At 55.9% G+C, this 22,399-nt stretch carries 11 protein-coding genes, 3 tRNA genes, 3 rRNA genes and 1 pseudogene; 2 read left to right on the top strand and 16 right to left on the bottom strand.

Going from position 1 to position 22,399, the window contains the following annotated elements; translation table 11 throughout:
- The first annotated feature begins 2 nt into the window (after nt 1-2).
- Complete coding sequence (locus JZI28_RS00520) at nt 3-635, top strand: hypothetical protein (RefSeq protein WP_375698875.1); 633 nt, start codon at nt 3-5, stop codon at nt 633-635.
- Complete coding sequence (locus JZI28_RS00515; RefSeq protein WP_375698874.1) at nt 635-1,861, top strand: radical SAM protein; 1,227 nt, start codon at nt 635-637, stop codon at nt 1,859-1,861. Before JZI28_RS00520 ends, JZI28_RS00515 begins: the two co-directional genes overlap by 1 nt.
- Before the next feature lie 113 nt (nt 1,862-1,974).
- Here the strand turns inward: JZI28_RS00515 and JZI28_RS00510 are convergent, their stop codons facing one another.
- The 16 genes and pseudogenes from JZI28_RS00510 to msrQ all read right to left on the bottom strand — a co-directional run bounded on the left by JZI28_RS00510 (nt 1,975) and on the right by msrQ (nt 22,379).
- Complete coding sequence (locus JZI28_RS00510; RefSeq protein ID WP_375698873.1) at nt 1,975-2,445, bottom strand: hypothetical protein; 471 nt, start codon at nt 2,443-2,445, stop codon at nt 1,975-1,977.
- An 82-nt stretch (nt 2,446-2,527) separates the two neighbouring features.
- A complete protein-coding gene (locus tag JZI28_RS00505) occupies nt 2,528-3,058 on the bottom strand; it encodes a hypothetical protein (RefSeq protein ID WP_375698872.1) in 531 nt (176 codons plus the stop codon).
- Nucleotides 3,055-4,209 (bottom strand): DUF4268 domain-containing protein, encoded by a 1,155-nt coding sequence (locus tag JZI28_RS00500; RefSeq protein WP_375698871.1) that lies wholly within the window; start codon nt 4,207-4,209, stop codon nt 3,055-3,057. Before JZI28_RS00500 ends, JZI28_RS00505 begins: the two co-directional genes overlap by 4 nt.
- Before the next feature lie 5 nt (nt 4,210-4,214).
- The gene (gene brxL / locus JZI28_RS00495) at nt 4,215-6,323 is read right to left on the bottom strand and encodes a BREX system Lon protease-like protein BrxL (protein WP_375698870.1); all 2,109 of its coding nucleotides are present in this window, start codon (nt 6,321-6,323) and stop codon (nt 4,215-4,217) included.
- A gap of 11 nt (nt 6,324-6,334) precedes the next feature.
- Nucleotides 6,335-8,836, bottom strand: coding sequence for a BREX-1 system phosphatase PglZ type A (gene pglZ / locus JZI28_RS00490; RefSeq protein WP_375698869.1), 2,502 nt, complete (start codon nt 8,834-8,836; stop codon nt 6,335-6,337).
- On the bottom strand, nt 8,829-10,919 hold the full coding sequence (gene pglX, locus JZI28_RS00485) for a BREX-1 system adenine-specific DNA-methyltransferase PglX (RefSeq protein WP_375700057.1): 2,091 nt from the start codon (nt 10,917-10,919) through the stop codon (nt 8,829-8,831). The genes pglZ and pglX overlap by 8 nt, the downstream gene beginning before the upstream one ends.
- A gap of 59 nt (nt 10,920-10,978) precedes the next feature.
- Nucleotides 10,979-11,800 (bottom strand): annotated as a pseudogene (locus JZI28_RS00480) (IS5 family transposase); the annotation flags it as partial.
- A 712-nt stretch (nt 11,801-12,512) separates the two neighbouring features.
- Nucleotides 12,513-13,892, bottom strand: a complete 1,380-nt coding sequence (locus JZI28_RS00475) for an exonuclease domain-containing protein (RefSeq protein ID WP_375698868.1) — start codon at nt 13,890-13,892, stop codon at nt 12,513-12,515.
- A 297-nt stretch (nt 13,893-14,189) separates the two neighbouring features.
- Entirely contained in the window at nt 14,190-14,912 is a 723-nt protein-coding gene (locus JZI28_RS00470) for a hypothetical protein (protein ID WP_375698867.1), read from the bottom strand.
- A gap of 405 nt (nt 14,913-15,317) precedes the next feature.
- Nucleotides 15,318-15,394 (bottom strand) — tRNA-Met (locus JZI28_RS00465).
- A 94-nt stretch (nt 15,395-15,488) separates the two neighbouring features.
- Nucleotides 15,489-15,603, bottom strand: a 5S ribosomal RNA gene (rrf, locus tag JZI28_RS00460).
- A gap of 262 nt (nt 15,604-15,865) precedes the next feature.
- Nucleotides 15,866-18,693 (bottom strand): 23S ribosomal RNA (locus JZI28_RS00455).
- A 451-nt stretch (nt 18,694-19,144) separates the two neighbouring features.
- Nucleotides 19,145-19,220 (bottom strand) — tRNA-Ala (locus JZI28_RS00450).
- A 21-nt stretch (nt 19,221-19,241) separates the two neighbouring features.
- Nucleotides 19,242-19,318, bottom strand: a tRNA-Ile gene (locus tag JZI28_RS00445).
- A gap of 259 nt (nt 19,319-19,577) precedes the next feature.
- Nucleotides 19,578-21,037: ribosomal RNA gene (locus JZI28_RS00440) — 16S ribosomal RNA — on the bottom strand.
- Together the 16S, 23S and 5S rRNA genes with 3 tRNA genes alongside form the textbook arrangement of a ribosomal RNA operon.
- A gap of 730 nt (nt 21,038-21,767) precedes the next feature.
- Nucleotides 21,768-22,379 carry a protein-methionine-sulfoxide reductase heme-binding subunit MsrQ gene (msrQ, locus tag JZI28_RS00435; RefSeq protein WP_375698866.1) on the bottom strand — a complete coding sequence of 204 codons (612 nt, stop codon included), beginning with the start codon at nt 22,377-22,379 and terminating at the stop codon, nt 21,768-21,770.
- Between the last annotated feature and the right edge of the window lie 20 nt (nt 22,380-22,399).

Here is a 22,399-nt window from a genome sequence, read left to right as displayed (position 1 = left end):
CGATGGAAATCCGAAGCACGAGTGTCGACCTCTGGCCGACGCGGGTCACGTTCTTCGAGACGCCAGTGGATTGGGCGGTGAACCGGCAACTGGCCAACCAGGCCATCGCCGCCGTCGAGGCCACCGAAAACGGGTCGATGGCCAACGCAGCAAAGCGCCGTGTGCGCGGCATTCTCGAGCGGAGCGAAGCCGGTCAGGCGCTGAAGGCCCATCTCTTCACCTGCGCGCGCGCCGTCCTTGGCCCTTGGGCCAAATATCTCGACCCCGACCATTGCGAAAACCGCGCATTGGTCATCGAACCGGGCGGCTTCATCTCCACCCACAAGGACAGCCGCGAGGGGGATCTGACCTGCGTGCACTTCCTGACTGGCGGCGGGGTGGGGCAGCCAGTGAATTCTGTCGGCACCCCCCGCTTTGTAATCGAGGATCCGTCGCGGTACTTTGACGAGGGCCGGCTGCCCTTCGAGGCGCGGCACGGCTACTCGGTCAATCCGCGACCAGGACTCTCGGTCTTCTTCCCCTCCCATATTCCCCACAACCAGCACCCCTATGAGGGGAGCGTGCCCCATGTCCAGGTGGTCGCAAACTTCCGCGTCAACCTGCCTGTGGCGATCGAGGAAAGGCTTTTTGACTGATGTGGTTCGATCTGACCCTGGAAGCGCGTGACGGCAGCCGCCATCACGTGAGCTACAACCCGCACACCTCCGAATGTGAAGGGCTGCCGCTGCCGGTTGAACCAGGAATATTTGCGCAGGTTGCCCGCGTGGCCAAAGACAAGCCCCTCGGAAAATCTCGCGCTCCCCGCATCCTGAAAATCCAGCTCGGGCTCTCGTGCAACTATGCCTGCAGCTATTGCAGCCAGGCCTTCCAGATCGCCGATGCCACGGTCTCGAAGCTGGCCGATGTCGAGCACTTCCTGACTGAGCTTGACGGCTGGATCACCGACGCCCCGGAAAAGGTCGAGCTTTGGGGCGGGGAGCCGTTTCTTTACTGGGCAAAGATCAAGCGGCTGATCCCCGCGCTGGCGGAGCGCTTTCCGGCGGCGCGCTTCTCGATCGTCACGAACGGCTCGCTCCTCTCCCGCGAAAAGCTGGATTTCATCGCCGAACACGACATTGAAATCACGATCTCACACGACGGGCCCGGTCAGCATCTGCGCGGCCCGGATCCGTTCGACGATCCCGACAAGAGCCACTGGATCCACACCCTGTTGGCCGAGCGCCCGGAAAAGACCGGGTTCAATGCGGTGCTGACGCGCCAGCATCATGACCTTCGCAAGCTCAAGGCATGGTTCGCCGAAAAAGTTGGGCCGGACATCTTCGTCGGGCTCGAGGGCGTCGTGAATGTCTATGACGCAGCGACCGCCGTAGGGACAGGTCGGTTCGAACCGGTGGAGCTGAACAGCCTGACGCACTCGATCTTCGAGGCGCTGGTTGAGGATCCGAACGCTTTTGGCCTCGGCGAGCGCATCAACGAGTTCTTTGCCTCGATTCAGCGGCGGCGCCCCATCGAGGCCCTCGGCCAGAAATGCGGCATGGACAGCCCCGACGCCATCGCCGTCGACCTGCGTGGCAATGTTATGACCTGTCAGAACACCGGCGCTAAGGGGGCCCACAAGATCGGCCATGTTGCCGACTTCGACGCCATCGCGCTCGATACCGCGACGCATTTTGCGTTCCGGGACGAATGCATGTCATGCCCCGTCGTTCAACTCTGCAAGGGATCCTGCATGTTCCTCGAGGGGGACTTCTTCAAGCAGAGCTGCGCTAACGAGTTTGCATTCAATATGGGGATCCTGATGGCGGCAGTCTGGCATTTGACGGGGATGGTGGTGAGGGAGGTCAAAAGACCAGATCGATAAAACCATGCACCGCTAGGAACGCGATAACAAACCAGACGAAGAACTGCAGCGCTCCTTTCATTCTATCTCCAGCGTTTGGCCCGCTTTGCGCCAACAGTCTTCAGCACAGCCCCTCACGGATTTATCGGGCTGAGATCAATTTCGCCGCCCTTGCTTCTGAAGGTCGCCACGTCGGCATCCCAAGTTGCCACCACATAGCACGGGTCTGCGCCTGCCCCGCTGTTCCCGTCACTTGTGACACAACCGCTCCCATGGATGGGGATCAGAACAAATGATTTCTCCCCTTGCAGCACTGAGAACGGACGAAATCCACTCCGGCGGAAAAAGGCGACCCCGTCCACGATCAGATGGAAGCCGCAGCCACCCGAGCCGCACCAGCCATATCCAACATTGGTGCAGTGAAACTCGTTATAGAGAACCGTGCCCGTGACACCGTCTGGTGTCAGCGCAATGTCATAAATGGCATCCTCGGACAGGCTCAAGACGCCCTGCAGCGGCGCATCAAGATCGTCGTCAATCCCGCGGAAATTCGCCTGTTCAGCATCGCACTGTTCCTGGAACTGCTCGATGATGAAGTCGACCATTGGGTCTGCTTGGACGGGCTGGACCATCATAGGGACGCATAGCAACGCGGGGCATGAGTGGCTAAGAAACCGAAGAGCCCAGCTACGCATCACGCATCCCCTCCACAAATCCGACTAGAAGATCCCACACGAACAAAATCGGCAGAGCCAAGAGCCACAAAAGATAAATTGCAGCACGCGCCATAAAGGCCAGCAAGACCACGGCTGCGGTGATCAGCATGTAGATGACCTGCAGCTGGGCCGCCTTCTTGCCGCGCAGCTGTACGCCGGCAAACTTGAACGACGAGTACTGGGGCTTCAGGAAGTTTAAAGTACCTGCCTTGTTCTTCACCGACGCGCTGACACCGGTTTTGGACAGGTTGAAGCCATGCGGTCCTGCCCGCCAACGACCGATCAGCTGAAACCTTCCGTTCTGCAGTGCCATACGTGTGCCGTTGGCAACCCGGGTGGACGCCCGCAGGCCCTTCGACGAGTTGGCCGTCAAGTTGACCGGGCCCACCTTCTCTTCAGCCCGAACCGCCACACCGCCCGTGCGAGAAGCGCGGGTGTATTTCCCTCGATGTTCGATCCGGACCTGCTTGCCGTCTTCGTCTTTTTTGCCAAGACCAATCACGAACCGTCCCCACCAGCCTCCGGCTCGAACGTGCGTGACCGGACATCGGCGTTCAATTTCTGCAGCGGATCGCGAAACGCCTTTTCAATGCGCACCATCGCATCCGTCATGAACTCGATCATGCGCGGCCAGTCCTCACGCTCGAACATATCGGCTTCGGTCTCGCATTTGATCCGACACGCGCGTCGATGATCGAGGCGCTCCCATACCAACGGCCCACCAAACGCCGCCTCAAGGGCTTCGCGCTGGGCGAGAAGCTGATCGAAGACATACTTGTTCTCGGCCTGCTCACCCCGATCGATATAAATCTCCGCGCGCCCGTACTTGCCCGCCGCGGCAAAATTGAAGCCAACGCCACGCATGCCAGACCCCGCACCGATCCAATTGGCGACCCCCGCGGAAATATTGTCGTATAGGCGTGATTTGGTCTGCATGACGCGGATCACTTCGCCCCAGAACTCGCGCCGTATGGTGTTCCGGGCGGCTTCCGCAGAAGAGGTTTGCACTTCGTCCTGAGCCTTGTCTGCCAGGCCAATCACGAAGTCCTGTGTATCCTTCACAGGGATGATCTGCTCGACGTTTAGAAAGAGATCGTCTCCCATCGACCACGGCGTGACCTTGAAGCACTGAACCTGGAGCTTGAAGTTCATCAGCCACAGAACGGTAGAGGTCACCTCTTTGCGAAAGTTCGCAGCAATCAACATAATCCGCTGTGACACTCCACGGTTGAGCGTGACCTCCGACAAATCGGCCACTTCCAGGAAATCGGCAATCAGCTCGCTCGCCGTACCGGGCTGGCCAGTCTTGGTCAGGTGATCCTGATAGATGCCACAGATGCTCTCAGTTTTCAGGCTTGCGCAGTAGGAGGCGTATTTCATGGCCTGCCAGGTGACGTCCTTGCCTGTGTCGTCGAGCTTGTTTTCGATGATGACCAAGCGGCCCTTCTTGTCCAACGCCAACAGATCGAGGCGCTCTTGCGTATCGGAAAACCCCGCAAATTCCTTCTGGATGATCAACAAATCCTCACCAAGACAGGATGGATACTTGGCGATCCACTCCTGCAGGTGCTGACGCTCCTTGAATCCCAATTCGGAAAAGCTGCGGGCCTTGAGCGGCTTGATCGAGTTGTCGTCTTTATCGATGCGGAACATGCGGCTTACCCCTGCTCGGCGCGAACGTAGGTCACATAAAAGCCCTTGATGATGCGGTGCTCCTGCAACCGATCACTGAGCGAAAACCCGTCCTTCTTGATCGGCGCCTGGAAAATATCGAGGCCACGATCCAGCACGATCTTCCAGCCAGTATCGGTAACGATATCACGCGCATGCGCTGTTCCTGTGCCATCGAAGGCCCATGTGAATTCAACGCCCGAGCCAACACAGGCGTCCAGGATCGAGTCCAACAGCTCGCGTTGCTTCCCAACATTGCCATCGTCTGGCCCTGTGACGAGGTGAACGCTGACCTGGTCCTCGGGCGATTTCCGCCGGATAACCATTTCAACGAATTCCATCATGTTTCGGATTTGGTAGAAGTATCGGACATAGGGGTCTGTCACGATGATCTTTGATGCGCCTTGGATGTAAGGGCCGAAGAGCCGATCGTAGCTGATCCCCTTGCGATCCTCTGTAAAGACATGGTGGCCTTCTTCGAGAACGGGCTTCGCCTTTACTTTGACGGGGCGCGCAGCCTCCGAAGCAGACTCTGACGTCGATACCCCTTCCTCACCGGCAGATGTGGCCTCACCAGCACCAGCTGACGTTTCTGACTGTTCCTGCTCCTTCGGGTCCAGCGCGGGCTTTAGGTGGTAGAATTGCGGGTATTCTTCCTCCTCAACCGTGGTCACACGGCGCTTGGCACCATCCGTGCCAAGGTAATGGAAATCGACCTCGGGATAAGTACTGTCGATGCGGGTCAACTGGTCTTTGACCCGCTTGCGACTTTCCATGGCAAGGCGCAGCAACTCTTCGACATCTTCCGCAGTCTCACCGCCATTCGGGAAGATCAGCTTCAGAAGACCCGACATCGTCTTGTAGATCGCGTCCCGATCCCGTGTCGAAATTTTCTCGCTGATTTTGAAATGCTGGTCCGGCCGGTGCGAGAAATCCTCCTGGCGCAGGTGGCGCAGGATCTCGGCGAGGTAGTCGACGATGAAGCCATACCCCTTCGTGAACATCTCGCCGCGGATCACGTCGATTTCCCAGCCGGGCAGATAGGCATGCAGACGATCGATGAAGGCCGAGTCATGGAACTGCGGCGGTAGGGCTTCAAAGAGGTCGCTGTTTTTCAGCATGAAGGGCACGTTGTGGTCGGTGTTGCCGACAAACGCGAAACTGGCCTCGGCCCCCATGGGGTTCACCCCCCGGGAGAAGGTCTTGTTGGCCATATAGTTTTTCATGATGTCGACCAGCGCCTTGTTCGCGGTCTTTTCCCGGCCGGCGAACTCGTCGAAAGCCACGACGTCCCAGTAGCCGACAAGGCCAATGCGACCGTTCGAGTTGTTCACGAAGAGCTTCGGGATCGTCACCTCGCCACCCGAGATCAGCTGACCATGCGGCGAAAACTCCGAATAGATGTGCGACTTGCCCGTCCCCTTGGGGCCGAGCTCGATGATGTTATAGTTCCGTTCCACGAAGGGGATCAGGCGCATCAACTGCAAGAGCTTCGCCCGACGCCCAAAGGCCTCCGGGTTGAACCCGATGCTCTGCATCAGAAGGTCAATCCAATCGTCAGTGTTAAAACTGCCCCGCGCTTCTCGGTAGCCGTCATAATCGACCTTGGCGATCTGAATGGGCTTAATGGTCTCGAGGATCCACGGCGAGATGCGCGCATCTTCCGAGAACTCGTATTGCACATCTGCGATGCACCAGACGCCCGTCACTAGCAGCTTTGGGTGCGCTTTGATCGTACCGCTGTCGACCGCAACCTTCTTGATGCCGAGGTTGTCGAAGGTCGCCTCGTAGCTATCGGTCTTCTCGTTCAGCGACACGCTGATCTGGTCGATGACCTTGTAACGGCCCTTTTCCTTGATCGTCGACTGAATGAGCCCCGCCTCGCTGCGATGGACATAATGTTTGCGCAGGATTTCTTTGACGGTCTCGATACCTGTGGCGATCGAAGCTTCGTCGTCCGTGGCACAGTACTGGCCGAGGAGATACTCGAGCACATAGGTCGGAACGATCGCGTTGCCCTTGACCGCCTTGACCAGGTCCTTGCGCACGACAAAGCCCGCGAAATGTTCATTGATCCTGGCGTCGAGATCACTCATGGGCCCGCTCCTCAAAAGTCAAAATCTGTTGTGATGCCACGTTTCAACTGGAAGCGGTGGCTTGTGTAGTCCTGATAGTGGCTCGTCTTGCCAACCCGCTCGCGCAGTTTCAGGAATACGTCTTGGTGGTTGAATTTGTCCGCCTCTCGCGACAGCAGGAACTTCCGAGGCATTTCGCGCTCGCGGGCGTTCTCAGAGGTGAAATCGAACTGCAGGACATGCTCGTCTGAAATCAGTGTGTCGTCGGCGGCATAGATACCCGCGACCAGCTCGCGCGCCTGCATCTTCTCGGAGACCGGTTGCGCCTGGTAGAAGATCACCGCCGTCTGTCCAGAAGTGATCTGGCTGCGGCCGGACACAATAATCTGCACCTCGACCTGGTTCACATCCGCTTCGCGCTGCTTGCCAACGCGAATGACCGGGATAACGATTTCCTGCAGCGAGGCCCCACCATGCACAAACCGGCTGCCCGCCCCTTTGACCCGAAGACGGTTGATCGAGTTCGGGATCAAGACTTCGAGGTCACCAGTGAGGCCGAGGTTGGCCGAGGTGAACTTTTTCATGCCGGCGGTTTCGTCCAGGCCGCGACCGATGACGAAGCGGCGATTGCGCAGCATGATTTCGTCGCCCTTGGGATCAGCGACAGCAAAGTCGCTCTCATCCAGCGCTCGATGTTGATAGAGGAAGCCATGATCCGCTGTGATCAGGATATTTGAGAAATTCGCCGACGTCAGTTTCCGAACGAGCTTGGTCAGCTCTTCGATCGCATCTTCTGCCGCCTTGGGCAGCTGATCCTCGGTCTGCAGCTTGTCGCCAATCGCATCGATCAAGTTGTGGTAGATATAGACCACGTCATTGTCGCGGAAGAGCTCTTTGCCTTCATCGACTCGCATATCGAGCACATCGCGTGCGGATAGAGCCTTGGCGCGATCGCCTGCACGTCCTGTTGCCAATATCTTCTCGCGCGCCGCGAGGCCTTGGGTGCTTTCGCCCCCCGACAGAACCGATCCGCTGCCATCAGTTGCGAAAGACAGCTCTCTGTTCGGCAAGAGCGCTGCCATCCCGAGCTGTGTATAGCTGGGTAGCGCGCTGATCATGGGCTTCAGCTCTGCATCAAACCGATTCAGCGCCCGGATACGACGCAAGCATTCCTCGGCCACCTCGAAGCGCAGGGCATCCGAGACTATGACCACGACTTTTTGGTCTCGACGGCGGAACTCTGCAGCCTGTTCGACATAGAAAGCGCTCTGGCGTGCGTAGCCGGGGATTGTCCAACTGGTCAGTCCGGCAACCTGATCCTGCCAGGCGTCATTCAGCTTCAAGAGGAAGCTATTGGTGTATCTGTTTTCGACCGCCTCGTAGAGTTCTGAAAGCAGCGAGGCATGACCACTGCGCTGCATATGGTAGATGAACTTGCGATAGAGCTGGTCGAGCTTGTACCAGCTGCTGACGTACCGCTTCACCCCTTCGGCAGGGCTCGTCATCCCCAGATTGGCCTCGGCGAGCGCCTGCTGAAATTCGGTCGCAAAGCCGATCGCCTGATAGATGTCCTCGTAGGTGCCATACCAATGGCTCTGCCGGCGTTCGCGCACCCATTTCAGCACCTCAGACGCGCTGACTGTCTGGGTCGACATTGCATGCACGAGCTGCCGGATGATGTGGCGATCGATTTCCTCGAAATGGTCGACGGCCATGACCGCACGAAAGTCGCGCTTGGACAAGTCCTCTGGGATCTTGAGCAAGCCCTGATAGCGCGCGGCCAACGTCTCGAATGCAGTTTCCCAGTGGCGGTTGTTCTTCCACCGACGGAAGACCAAAAGCGCCTCGGCGTTCAGCTTCCCATCCTCGCCAAGCGCCCGCAGGTACGCCGACTGAAAAAGTGCGATCGCAAAGTCTTCAAGGTCGGGCTGATCCGGCTGATAGCCATAAGCATTTCCGACTTGCTTCCAGAACACCTCGGTCAGACCAGACCGCTCGATCAGCCGCATGGCATCATCGCGGCCATCCGCCAACTCACCCAAGAGCGCCTCGACAACCGTATCAAGCCCACCTTCAGCACCAGCGCAGACGGCCAGCATGCGCAGCCGCACCTGGGACTGCGTGTCTGCAGCATGCAAAAGGCGTTTCAGCTCGGCCACACGGGCTTTGGAGCGGTAAAACTCCATGTGATCGCGCACAACGCTTTCGAATTGCGGCGGCAGGCCCAGCTCACCCAGCCAGATCCCAGCCTGATCCGCCTTGAACACCGCCGTTGCCAATTGCAGGTCCAGCAGCCAGTTCGCCGCATTCTCAGGCTCTGACCCGTCATGGAATACTAGAAACTTCGCCTTCGGCTCCTGCCGCAGCATCCGGTATTTGAGGCCGAACTGGTTGTTGGCGATCTCCACCTTGGTCACGCCAGCCAGCTCAACCGCGTCGAACTCCCCCCGCATGTCGCGCGCAGCGTCATACCAGAAGACGATGCGATGCTCGTCAAAGAGGCGTGTCAGGCTGGCGGTGATCCGGTCAGTCATCCTTCGCCTCCAGCCCTGGTATCTTCTTCAGTGCCTCGCCAAATTTGGGATAGTTCGCCTTCACCCCGTCATCGAGGTCGATCTCGATCTTGGCCTGCGCCAACGGGAAGACGACATCGCGCTCCCATTCGTTCAGCTCGTCGATTTGTTTGGCGATGACGGCCATGTCCTTCAGCGCCTTGGTGCGCTGGCCTTGGCTGGCGCTCATGTCATCTGACAGCTTCTCAAGCCGCCCGCGCTCCCCTTCAAGCTTGCTGATGAATTCGCGCAGATAGTCGTTGAGCAGCACCGACACCGTGTCGGCCCGATACCGGTGCATGTAGATCAGCGCGTTGAACGTCCCCTTGGGTGAGGAGAACATCCAGTAGATCGGGCGCTTTTTGTAGCGCTTCACGTGGTCGGTGTAGAAATCCTTGGTGAAATACTTGCGGATGTCCTTGCCAAGGGCGTCCTCGATATACCTCAGGTTCTCGCGGAAATGCGCCTCGCCAAATGTCACGCGCAGGAACAGGCGGAAGCGTTCGGTGATGTCATCGGCGAACCAGTCGCCATCAAGCACGGGGATGACGTTGTCTTCGTCCGGCATGAAGGTCGGCTCGGGGATGCGGGTGAGGTAGTCGGCCAGTGTCTCGCCCTGATTGGCGAGGATCAGGCCCGGCGCATCAAGGCTGTAGCGCCCGAACATGCAGCCCACGGCATAGCTGAGGAACTCGGCCATGGTATCCGCGCGCAGGCGGGTTTCGCGGTCGGCCTCGGAGTTCTTCACGCCATAGCGATAGGCGGGGTTGCAGGTGAGGGTGATCTCCTCGATCGGCACTTCGGGGGTCAGCTCGTTCTGCAGGCCGTAGGCGTCGATGAAGATGCGGTTGTTCTCTTCCTCCAGCCGCTGCATCTCATCCGTCATGGACTGCCAATTGGCGCGCAGTTGGGCGTAGGTGTCCTCGAGCGTGTTGGCGCGGTGATCGAGCGAGAGCAACGGGAGCGTGGTGAAATCCCAAGAGGTTTCGTAGGCGTCCCAGTCGGAGCGTGAGATAGCAACCAATTTTTTCTCGGCATTGCCAACATTCGTTGCAACGGTGTCAGCAAGACTTGCTGTAGGGAGGGACAAAACGTCGTTAACTTGCGTGTTTATTGTTGGGTTGATGGCGTCCAGAAAGAACCTTGTCGGCTGGCTGTTCAAAGCTGCCAAGGCTACATAGTCGCAACTATAGTCATCGTTAAAAATGACAGGTCCACCGGAATCGTATTCAGCTATATCTCGCTTGATGCGGAAGGTTGGGTTGGCCGAAGTAACTTTAGTCCAAGTTATCCCTTCTTTGCGCTGGAAGCTCTCGGGGTATAGGCCTCCGACTGAATCGTAGTGTTTGACTGCTTCGGCAGACCAGTCGACCAAGTGTTCCTCGTTCCCATAGTGCTTGCGAACCTCACCACCTTTGGTCAAACGACGCCAGTGCTTCTTGTCTTTGGCTGTTTCCCAAACGAAGCGAATGTATCTGTCGCTTCCATGCGTTTTCAATCTTCCGCCGGATGTCCAGATATCACGAAATAGCTGTCCTTCAAAAATGGAGAAGTTAGGCAGCCAATATGCAATAGGGCTTGCTGGAACTTTGAGAAACTCGTCATTTCTTACGGAAATGACTTCGTTTTCCGTTAACCTCTCGTGGAATAGCTGATGCTTATCGACGACGGCAGGAACATTGCTCAGATTGATATAATTTCCGACACCTTGGTTCGCACTGGCCTGCACAGTAAAACCAACCCCCCGGTTATAAACATGGCCGTCAGGAAAACAGTTCCAGCCTACGTGCATCAGTGTTTGAATAGAAGCGTTTCGGATCAGTTGCTGTCGAAGGTCTTTGAACGAAGAGAGGAACATCCAACTATCCAGCGTCACTATCGCGGCTGTCCCTTTTGACTTGTTCAATCTTTGGCACGCGACAATGAAAGCCGTCATCAGGTCGGCCTTGCCCGATGGGTAGTTTTTCTCAATCCAACTCTTGAGTGTGGGGTTCATTCCTCCGTTGCCCATATAAGGCGGATTGGCCACCACCACATGATACTTCGGCGAGAGCGCCTCGGCCATGCGCAGCACGGCGACGACACGCGCCTGCACCTCTTTCAGCAGCAGGTCGTCGCCGAAGTCTGGCCCAGCAGTTTCACACAGTGCATCTTCGTTTCGACGCGGCTGCGGCGGTGGTATCCGCTCCATCGTCGCCAGAGCGCGCGGCCGAGGTACTTCGATGTCCGCAGTGCTTCGTTTCGTGCGACCGCGCCGGCGGTGACTGTCTTCCACGGTTTGGCGTTCTTGCGGGGCGGAATGACAGCGTGGGCGCCACGGTCAGCGATGGCATCGTGGCATTTGCGGGTGTCGTAGGCGCCGTCGGCGGTGACGCTGCCGATCTGCTCGTCCGCCGGGATCTGACCGAGCAGGTCGGGTAACACCGGCGCATCACCGATGTGGCTCCCGGTGATCTCGACAGCGCGGACCTCCAGTGTTTCCTCATCAATCCCGAGATGAATCTTGCGCCAAACGCGACGTTTAGGGCCGCCATGCTTGCGCGCGTGCCATTCGCCTTCACCTTCGACCTTGATCCCGGTGCTGTCGATCAGCAGGTGCAGCGGGCCCTTGGAACCGCGATACGGGATGTTCACGGCCAAGGTCTTCTGGCGGCGGGACAGGGTGCTGAAGTCAGGCACCGTCCAGTCGAGGCCAACCAGCCGCAGCAGGCTCTCGACGAAGCCGCTCGTCTGCCGGAGCGCCATGCCGAACAGAACCTTCATCGTAAGGCACGTTTGAATGGCAGCATCGCTGTAGGTCTGTTGGCGGCCACGCCTGCCTGTCGGCACGGCATCCCATCTCATCTCGGGGTCGAACCAGATCGTCAGCGAGCCCCGGCGCTTGAGCGCTTCGTTATAGGCTGGCCAGTTCCTGGTCCTGTAGGTCGGAGGTGTAGGTCTGCTCATGCATCCCAGCTACCATGCTGGATTCACGAGATGAATCCCTCGCGCGATTTGTGCAACAGAGCCTGTTGTAGGTGAACCAGTCATCCCACTGGTCTGTCCAAAGGTAGCCAACCTCCATACCTTCTTTGGGCGCATGGTCTGACTTAGTTGGGACAACGATGAATTTCATAGCGCTATATTTCCTCAGAAGCGCCCGCGTTTACAGGCACTCTTGATGCAGGGTTGCAGGCATTTTGACATTAGCGTCGGAAAAATAGACCTTTCGTTTCTTTCTCAAGCTACGCAGGATAATCACGCAACACGACCTAAAGAGCATTGTTGGCGCATCGATCGAAAAAGGCCCGCAAAAACGTCCTCCGAGTTCCACTTGGCCCGTGGCTCCTGAGTGCGGACTCACGGTCATCTCGGGGGCCAAGAAAGTCAATAGTGGCACAGATCCACGCCGGCGCAGCGTCAAACGTGGCGCTGAGCTTCCGACGCGAGTCCTAAATAGCTGATCTTTGCGCATATCGGTCGTTTGCGCATCTCGCAGCGAACGACCGCTCCCCTCCCAACCTACCAGATGCTGCCAGTGCAAAGCCACCGTAATCCATTCAAATTGGGGGCCCCCTTCAGCCCCACAGTTGCGGCAGTCGTACGGTGGAATTTTCTTTTTTTCGCCGGCCAACCGAGGCGAGATATCGCACCCCGAATACTGCAAGTGTTGGGACTCCTAGGAACCACCTGCACACCGCTCACACAGAAATGAAGCAATCGCGTCAAGCTCGCGGGGCTCCGCAGCACCGGCAGCACGCAAATCGCTTAGTGCGGGCTCCGCTTTTTTGAAGGTCATCCATTCGGTTTCAGGGACGTCGGGCGCCGACCACTTATCGCGCAGATAGACTTTGAAGAGCGCCATCTCATCTGCCGTCAGCAGTTCAGCGCTGTAAAACGCCACCAGCCGCCGACCGAGCTGACGCAGCCGAGTATCTGAAAAACTTGCAGCGATTTCTTGCCGGCGCGGCCAGGTCGCATGCTGAAACTCCTGCAAGAGCTGCTTGTCGGCGTTGGAGTAGAATTCCCCATAGATTTGCCGCTCAACCGGTTTGGGCGGAGCGTCGGGATCTTCGACGAAGCGAGCGGCCATTGCCGCGCCTACTCGCTGACGAAACTCAGGCGCGTTAGCGATGACCGTCGCCCGGCGCAGATGCTCCGCGCTGGGCGCAGTGTGTTCGAGAAGCGCAGGGGCCTTATTTGTGGACACGCCCCTAATGATCTTCGGCGTGGCATCTACTGCTGCAAAGACCGCCTCATCAGAGGCTTCGAGAAAATCGGCTGGGTCCGCAGCATCCAGGTCAAAAAACGCGGCCTGCGCGCTGTTGCCGTGAGAGTATCCGCAGAAACACCCCACGTAGGATCGCGGCTCACCACCGCCAAAGCGTGTGATCAGCTCATAGGGCCGAAAGCTTTCAAGCTTTGCCTGCACGCGTGCCTTATGAGCGTTGTCGATCAATTCAGACCAAAGCGCCGGGCTGCGCGTTGCGATTAGGCGTGCGATGTGGATGGTCGCCTCAACATCCCCCTGGGCATCATGCGCGTTATGGGCATTGAAGCCATTTGCAGGCGCCAGCCGATCAAGCTTGAAGCTTCGCCGGCCAGTGTCATCGGTGGGCCAGGCGAGTAGATCCGGGTGTCGGGCATAAGCGGCATAGACAGCAGGCAAAATGTCAAAGCGCGTGTTGCCATTGAACTGCGTGGCATAAATGTTCGGCGACAGGTTCTGGTAGAAGGTCTGACGCAGCACCTCCTCGTCGAACTTCATCGTGTTGTAGCCAACCCAAATCGCCGGCGCCCATCGCTCGGTGAACTCAGCCACCTGCTGCGAAAACTCAAACAGCGACGGCAGGTTTGGGTCAGTCAACTGATCAGGGGTGACGCGGGTCACAACCAACGCTTGCGGTGAGGGCAAAATATGGGGCGCCAACCGGCAGCGGATGTTGACCCGATCCTTTTCCACGAAATTCTCATCCGTCCAGATCGCGGCGAACTGCAGCGGCTGGTCGAACTCGGGCGAGATCCCCGTGGTTTCAAGATCGTAGAAGACAAAATCCATGATGGGTTCCTACACCCTATCATGAGGCAAATCCATATTCAGGCACCGCAGAGTCAATACAACCATTTGCTTCCCAATGCTCAGTGGTGCCAAGTTTATAGGGAAGTTGGTTGGCAACAACCGCGTAATTGCCTTGCCGCCAAGGCGTTACGTTGGCAGCTACAGAAGGTCAAAGTCTTTGATGGCAATATTAAGGGATATTCCGTTGGCAACGGAGTTTGATGGTAATGGACCACCATCAAATTTTAGGGACGTCAACTTAGGTCATAAATGATCACCAAAATCCACTGCCGCTGATCACTGAACGTGTACCGGTCGCAGCATCTCATCGGTGTCGAGTTTGAGGGCGCTGCGCCAAAGCTGGGTCTTGAAGACGTGACAATCGTGTTTGCCCGGAGCGTTGTCTCGGGTCTCCATCAACAATCCCGCCCACTCAAGCGGCCGCAAGACACATGATGAGAATGCGGCCATCGCCCGCCATCCTGCGGTGTGCCAATCCTCTGGCTCGCCATAGAAGGCCTGGTACAAAGCTGCCTCAGTGGTGCCTTGGTCAGCCTCGACGTTGATGACATTCATCCAGACGTCCCATTTGCCAAACGGCTGATCGTCAAAACGCGCATAGGACGCGTGATCGATGCGAAGCACGAAGTATGGGATCAACTCGGCAAACAAGTGCCCTGGCGATCGTGCCAATTCTGCGCCTTTCTTCGTCAACCGAAACGCCCCCTTGTAGTGCCGGCCGAGGCGCAATGAGATTAGAAGAAAGTGCAGAACCTCAAGAGGTGGGAATTCATACTCGTTGATGACCCTGTTGTAGCGGAACATTTCTTCGGCGCTTTTCCCCGGCCAATCGAAGTGCTCCACGGCCCAGTGGACGAAAACACGCTTAAACGCCTTGGTTTGGGTGAGGCCGATCGATCCGTGCTCCTGGACATATTGCAGCGTCAACAGGGCACCGCGCAGCAGCGGCGAGCGCATTAAGTCTGGGTGATCATCAGGAAGCGTGCGGAATTCAATCATGCGCAAGTCATGCCACGAGCGCCACGGCGATGCCAAGAGGCCCGTGTGTGCATGCCCAAACGAGATCGTTGAGCATCCATGCTAGGCGCGGAATGGAAAAAGCGGATCTAGCGGACGATCCTGGATAGGCTAGGCGTGCTGTGCGGAGATTATCCGACCTATACTCCGCATTCTTTGCGGAGATTATACTGTGGTGGTCACGATCGCCGTCACCGGCTGGTCTGGCCAATCCGTTCCAATATGCCCGAACATAATCGACCGTCCTTGGGTTTGGCTGATTACCAACGATTACGGCTTTTCGGAGGATGCGACTCGCCAAACGTTGACATGGCGTTGACATGAGATGCGCTTATAATTCCCCAGTATTTCTGTCGGGAACCAAGTATTTGATATTGTGTGTGATTTTGGTTGCGGGGGTAGGATTTGAACCTACGACCTTCAGGTTATGAGCCTGACGAGCTACCGGGCTGCTCCATCCCGCGACAGTTATGATGTCCTAGCGCTTTGCTACTTGAGGACGATTTGTCCTAGTAGTTAGCGTTTATGTTATCGTTTTTGAGTTTTGGATTTTACTAGGTTTGGCAGTGACCTACTCTCCCACGCCTTAAGACGCAGTACCATTGGCGCAAAGGCACTTAACTTCCGGGTTCGGGATGGGACCGGGTGTTTTGCTCTCGCTATCGCCACCAAACCAAGAAAAATCCAAGAACCTGCGGTTCTTGGATTTTTTTGGTTGGCGGTCGGCAGGGTATTTGCATGGCAAATGCCCGAGAGACCGCACCCCAGTTATGTCACGAGGACATTTCCAAGATCGCAGGGAAACAATCAACACTGACGACTTTACGTTAGTAAAGTCTGTCACGCAGCAGGCAGTGCAAATGCACGTTGCTGCACCTTTGTTATGTCACAAGTCATGTGGTGCTTATTTGGTTCTTGGCTGTCTATTACTAGATCAGATCAAGCCAATCGGGCGATTAGTACCAGTCAACTGAACGTGTTACCACGCTTACATCTCTGGCCTATTGACGAGGTGGTCTACCTCGGCCCTCAGGGATACCTTGTTTTGAGGGGGGCTTCCCGCTTAGATGCCTTCAGCGGTTATCCTGTCCGAACATAGCTACCCAGCACTGCCGTTGGCACGACAACTGGTCCACCAGTGGTTCGTTCACCCCGGTCCTCTCGTACTAGGGGCAACTCCTCTCAAGTATCCTACACCCACGGCAGATAGGGACCGAACTGTCTCACGACGTTCTAAACCCAGCTCACGTACCTCTTTAAACGGCGAACAGCCGTACCCTTGGGACCTGCTCCAGCCCCAGGATGAGATGAGCCGACATCGAGGTGCCAAACACTGCCGTCGATATGGACTCTTGGGCAGTATCAGCCTGTTATCCCCGGCGTACCTTTTATCCGTTGAGCGATGGCCCTTCCACTCGGGACCACCGGATCACTATGGCCGACTTTCGTCTCTGCTCGACTTGTCAGTCTCGCAGTCAGGCTGGCTTTTGCCATTGCACTCAACGAGCGATTTCCGACCGCTCTGAGCCAACCTTCGCGCGCCTCCGTTACGCTTTAGGAGGCGACCGCCCCAGTCAAACTACCCGCCACGCAGGGTCCCGGATCCGGATAACGGACCGCGGTTAGACATCAAGAGTGCGAAGGGTGGTATCTCAAGGGAGGCTCCACCGAGACTAGCGTCTCGGTTTCGATGCCTACCACCTATCCTGCACGTCACAATCCTGATGCCAGTGCGAAGCTGTAGTAAAGGTGCACGGGGTCTTTCCGTCTAACCGCGGGAAGCCTGCATCTTGACAGGCAATTCAATTTCGCTGAGTCGATGTTGGAGACAGCGGGGAAGTCGTTACGCCATTCGTGCAGGTCGGAACTTACCCGACAAGGAATTTCGCTACCTTAGGACCGTTATAGTTACGGCCGCCGTTTACCTGGGCTTCAATTCAGAGCTCTCACCCCTCCTTTTAACCTTCAGGCACCGGGCAGGCGTCAGACCCTATACGTCGTCTTGCGACTTCGCAGAGCCCTGTGTTTTTAATAAACAGTCGCCACCCCCTGGTTTGTGCCCCCGGATTCCACTTGCGTAGGACCCGGGCCTCCTTCTCGCGAACTTACGGAGGTATTTTGCCGAGTTCCTTCAACATCGTTCTCTCAAGCGCCTTGGTATTCTCTACCAGTCCACCTGTGTCGGTTTAGGGTACGATCTTATAGAGGGGCTATTTCCAGGAACCGCTCAGCTGCTCATTCAATCCAATAAGGATGAACAACACCTGCGATCCGTCACCACCTCATGGCCCAGGAATATTAACCTGGTTCCCATCGACTACGCCTTTCGGCCTCGCCTTAGGGGTCGGCTTACCCTGCTCAGATTAGCTTTAAGCAGGAACCCTTGGACTTTCGGCGAGAGTGTCTCTCACACTCTTTGTCGCTACTCATGTCATCATTCTCGCTAGTGATCTCTCCACGGGATCGCTCACGCGCCCGCTTCATCGAAAGCTCCGTGTCTCCAATCCTACCGAAGTAGGTAAGGAGACATGGAACTATGTCACACTACGCTCTGCTACCATGCACTATGTGCATCCTCAGCTTCGGCTCATGGCTTGAGCCCCGTTACATCTTCGCCGCAGGACGTCTTAATTAGACCAGTGAGCTGTTACGCTATCTTTAAAAGATGGCTGCTTCTAAGCCAACTTCCTGGTTGTTTTGGACATCCCACCTGCTTTCCCACTTAGCCATGAATTAGGGGCCTTAGCTGGAGGTCAGGGTTGTTTCCCTCTCCACTACGGACGTTAGCATCCGCAGTGTGTCTGCCGTATAGTACTCCCGGGTATTCGGAGTTTGGTTAGGATCAGTAAGACGGTGAGTCCCCATTACCCATCCAGTGCTCTACCCCCCGGGGTATTCGTACGACGCTCTACCTAAATAGATTTCGCAGAGAACCAGCTATCTCCGAGTTTGATTGGCCTTTCACCCCTAGGCACAGCTCATCCCGATCTTTTTCAACAGATGTGGGTTCGGTCCTCCAGTGCATGTTACTGCACCTTCAACCTGGCCATGCCTAGATCACTCGGTTTCGGGTCTGATCCCACGAACTCATGCGCCCTATTAAGACTCGCTTTCGCTGCGCCTACACCTAACGGTTTAAGCTTGCTCGTGAGACCAAGTCGATGACCCATTATACAAAAGGTACGCTGTCAGGCCGCAAGGGCCCTCCAACTGATTGTAGGCGTTCGGTTTCAGGTACTGTTTCACTCCCCTCGTCGGGGTGCTTTTCACCTTTCCCTCACGGTACTGGTTCACTATCGGTCAGTAAGGAGTACTTAGCCTTCGAAGGTGGTCCTCCGATCTTCAGACAGAATTTCACGTGTTCCGCCCTACTTAATACGTCCTATCATGTTTCGAATACGGGACTATCACCCGCTATGGTCCTGCTTCCCAACAGGTTCTTCTCACACTCAAGGCTCGGCTGGTCCCCGTTCGCTCGCCGCTACTAGGGGAGTATCAATTGATTTCCTTTCCTCCGGGTACTTAGATGTTTCAGTTCCCCGGGTTTGCTCTTATAAACCTATGTATTCAGTTCATAAGTACCTGGTTAAGAACATTATTGGCTACCGAAGTAACAATAATGAACTTTCAGGTGGGTTGCCCCATTCAGAAATTCATGGATCAAAGCTTATTCTCAGCTCCCCATGACTTATCGCAGAGTATCACGTCTTTCATCGCCTCTTACTGCCAAGGCATTCACCAAACGCCCTTCTCGCGCTTGATCTGATCCAGAAATAGATAGCCTAAACCATCAGGATCCAGCCGCTGGTAAGTAGCCGGACCACAATCTCTGAACCAAAAAGCATACTTTCCCGCATTTATGATGCGAAAGTCGCTTCACTACTAAGGCTGTGATGTCGGTCGCAGCCCCTTCGCAAAACAAACATCATAAATACAATTGGTTCCAAAACCTTGCGGAATTAGAACCGGGTTAGTGTACTTGACTTGGACAACTCTGTCGTTTCAAACCGGCATACCCTGGGACGTCCGAGGAAACAGACGTATTCCAAAGCTCGCTGTGTAAAATCCGAAGATCTCACCCAGCACCAATCTGAGATCATCCCCACACTCGGGGCGATCAACAGTGTTGTTGATTGTTTCTCTCTTTACGATATCAATTCGTCCAATTGGACGGTTAAGAACTGCGCACAGTGCTTAACGATCTAATTGTTTAATGGTGGAGCCTAGGAGGATCGAACTCCTGACCTCCTGAATGCAAATCAGGCGCTCTCCCAGCTGAGCTAAGGCCCCATCTTAATCCCGAAGGATGAGTGGTGGGTCGAGGAGGACTTGAACCTCCGACCTCACGCTTATCAGGCGTGCGCTCTAACCACCTGAGCTACCGACCCGGTTTTCGATTTGCAAAGCAAATCAAAACCCGTGTGCGACAGGGTATTGCAAAGCAATGCCCGAGAGCAGCACTCAGTGGTTATGTCACCAGGCAGCGCCAGATAACGGCTGCTGCCGCGACTTGTCTGAAGAGATATGAGGACGGCTCGGTCCAAAGGACATCCAGTAGATGTCCCGATGTTGAACAGTTTTGATTACTGTTCATTGCTAAGTGTATCACGAGGAAGAACAAGTTCTTCTTGCTAGATACATCCTTAGAAAGGAGGTGATCCAGCCGCAGGTTCCCCTACGGCTACCTTGTTACGACTTCACCCCAGTCGCTGAACCCACCGTGGTCCGCTGCCTCAAAAGTTAGCGCACGGCCTTCGGGTAGATCCAACTCCCATGGTGTGACGGGCGGTGTGTACAAGGCCCGGGAACGTATTCACCGCGTCATGCTGTTACGCGATTACTAGCGATTCCGACTTCATGGGGTCGAGTTGCAGACCCCAATCCGAACTGAGACATCTTTTGGGGATTAACCCATTGTTGATGCCATTGTAGCACGTGTGTAGCCCAACCCGTAAGGGCCATGAGGACTTGACGTCATCCACACCTTCCTCCCGCTTATCACGGGCAGTTTCCCTAGAGTGCCCAGCCGAACTGCTGGCAACTAAGGATGTGGGTTGCGCTCGTTGCCGGACTTAACCGAACATCTCACGACACGAGCTGACGACAGCCATGCAGCACCTGTCACTTGGTCTCTTGCGAGAAAGCTAGATCTCTCTAGCGGTCCAAGGATGTCAAGGGTTGGTAAGGTTCTGCGCGTTGCTTCGAATTAAACCACATGCTCCACCGCTTGTGCGGGCCCCCGTCAATTCCTTTGAGTTTTAATCTTGCGACCGTACTCCCCAGGCGGAATGCTTAATCCGTTAGGTGTGACACCAACAAGCATGCTTGCTGACGTCTGGCATTCATCGTTTACGGTGTGGACTACCAGGGTATCTAATCCTGTTTGCTCCCCACACTTTCGCACCTCAGCGTCAGTATCGAGCCAGTGAGCCGCCTTCGCCACTGGTGTTCCTCCGAATATCTACGAATTTCACCTCTACACTCGGAATTCCACTCACCTCTCTCGAACTCAAGACCAGGAGTTTACAAGGCAGTTCCAGGGTTGAGCCCTGGGATTTCACCCTATACTTTCTGATCCGCCTACGTGCGCTTTACGCCCAGTAATTCCGAACAACGCTAACCCCCTCCGTATTACCGCGGCTGCTGGCACGGAGTTAGCCGGGGTTTCTTTACCAGATACTGTCATTATCATCTCTGGCGAAAGAGCTTTACGACCCTAAGGCCTTCATCACTCACGCGGCATGGCTGGATCAGGCTTGCGCCCATTGTCCAAGATTCCCCACTGCTGCCTCCCGTAGGAGTCTGGGCCGTGTCTCAGTCCCAGTGTTGCTGATCATCCTCTAAAACCAGCTATAGATCGTAGACTTGGTAGGCCATTACCCCACCAACTATCTAATCTAACGCGGGCCGATCCTTCTCCGATAAATCTTTCCCCCGAAGGGCGTATAAGGTATTACTCACCGTTTCCAGTGGCTATTCCTTAGAGAAGGGCACGTTCCCACGCGTTACTAACCCGTCCGCCGCTCACTCCGAAGAGTGCGCTCGACTTGCATGTGTTAAGCCTGCCGCCAGCGTTCGTTCTGAGCCAGGATCAAACTCTCAAGTTGAAAGCATCTCGCGATGCTATCCTTGACGTTCGAACCTCTGCACATCTCCAATACTCAGGACCGCTTTTGGGGGCAGATCCATATGTCCACCCGGCTAAGGATTGGACACGTATCGGAAGTCATCTGTTTGATTGTGCTTCAGTTTACAAAAGTAAACAAAAGTCCGTCAAACAGTGAAGCTGACACTAGATCATCGAACAGACCAAATGGCCCACCCTACTAGCGTTGATATACAGACGTTGATCCATCGAAACGAACCAAACCGCCCACATATCTCTTCAGTTATCATCAATGTCAAAGAGCAACACCTAAAGGCCAAAAACAAGACCACCGCGCCAATTCCTTAGCGCAACCGCCTCATAACATCCTCCAGATGCCCCAGTCTCTCCTGAGCGTCCAGCAGCCTTTCCTGCCAGTCAGCGACCTCTCAGCCGCCCCACCGTGCCGCGCCTCAGCGCCGCCGGTAGAGGGGGTTCTAGTGTTAACTCAACAAACCCGCAACACCTAAATTACAAAAATATCATCTTTTTTGGAAAAGGCCTGAAATAACGCAAAATCACGGGGTTAATCCCAAAATCACCCGGCCAATCCAAAACCCAACGCCCAAACACCGCCCCAAACCACAACACTCAACACGCCCCAGCCAAGACTCACCCAAGACAACACATCAAAACCACGCCCGCGAACCAAACCACCCCCCACCCTTCCAAAAACATCCAAACCAAAACCACTAAACCCGCAAAGCGACAAAACTGCGGACAACAAAGCCAAACAAACGAAGCGCCAGCAAAACCACAATCACCGTCAAATAGATCAAGGGCTCGATCTGAAACCCTTTCGCCAGCATCACGTAGTGTAGGCCGCCCAGGAAAGCGGCGGGATAGGTGAGCAGATGAAGACGTTTCCATTTGCGGCCAAGACGTTTGACTGAGGCATCATTCGAGGTGAGCGCAAGCGGCACCATGAGAACCAAGCCCGCCATGCCAATGGTGATATAGGGTCGCTTGGCGATGTCAGCGAGGATCTGACTGACAATTTGCACATCCAATAGCAGCCAGACCAGCAGATGCAGAGCCACATAGGTAAAGGTCAGCAGGCCCAACGCCCGACGGAACCTGATCAAATTCACCCCGACAAAGCGGCGCAACGGCGTGACCGCCAACCCCAAGATCAATAGCTGCAGGGCGCGTTCCCCCAACTCATGCTCCAACGCCTTGACAGGATCAGCCCCCAGCCCCCCGGTCATTCCTAAATAGAGCAGCCAGACAGGATAAAGAGACCCAAGCAAATACAGAACCCAAGTAGGAAGTCTGCGCAGAGCAGTATTTATGGCGTCGATCATCTGGCGAAACGTCCTCATCC

It is taken from the genome of Pseudophaeobacter sp. TrK17 (genome assembly GCF_042192375.1).
Lineage (GTDB): Bacteria > Pseudomonadota > Alphaproteobacteria > Rhodobacterales > Rhodobacteraceae > Pseudophaeobacter.
This window is presented reverse-complemented; position numbering and strand designations above follow the sequence as displayed.

Bases quoted from the DNA above. Each gene is read 5' to 3' on its own strand.
- JZI28_RS00515 (WP_375698874.1), top strand. From the start codon at position 635: ATGTGGTTCGATCTGACCCTGGAAGCGCGTGACGGCAGCCGCCATCAC.
- JZI28_RS00500 (WP_375698871.1), bottom strand. From the start codon at position 4,209: ATGTTCCGCATCGATAAAGACGACAACTCGATCAAGCCGCTCAAGGCC.
- JZI28_RS00470 (WP_375698867.1), bottom strand. From the start codon at position 14,912: ATGATTGAATTCCGCACGCTTCCTGATGATCACCCAGACTTAATGCGC.
- JZI28_RS00510 (WP_375698873.1), bottom strand. From the start codon at position 2,445: ATGGTCGACTTCATCATCGAGCAGTTCCAGGAACAGTGCGATGCTGAA.
- JZI28_RS00475 (WP_375698868.1), bottom strand. From the start codon at position 13,892: ATGGATTTTGTCTTCTACGATCTTGAAACCACGGGGATCTCGCCCGAG.
- pglZ (WP_375698869.1), bottom strand. From the start codon at position 8,836: ATGACTGACCGGATCACCGCCAGCCTGACACGCCTCTTTGACGAGCAT.
- brxL (WP_375698870.1), bottom strand. From the start codon at position 6,323: ATGAGTGATCTCGACGCCAGGATCAATGAACATTTCGCGGGCTTTGTC.
- msrQ (WP_375698866.1), bottom strand. From the start codon at position 22,379: ATGATCGACGCCATAAATACTGCTCTGCGCAGACTTCCTACTTGGGTT.
- JZI28_RS00520 (WP_375698875.1), top strand. From the start codon at position 3: ATGGAAATCCGAAGCACGAGTGTCGACCTCTGGCCGACGCGGGTCACG.
- pglX (WP_375700057.1), bottom strand. From the start codon at position 10,919: ATGGCCGAGGCGCTCTCGCCGAAGTATCATGTGGTGGTGGCCAATCCG.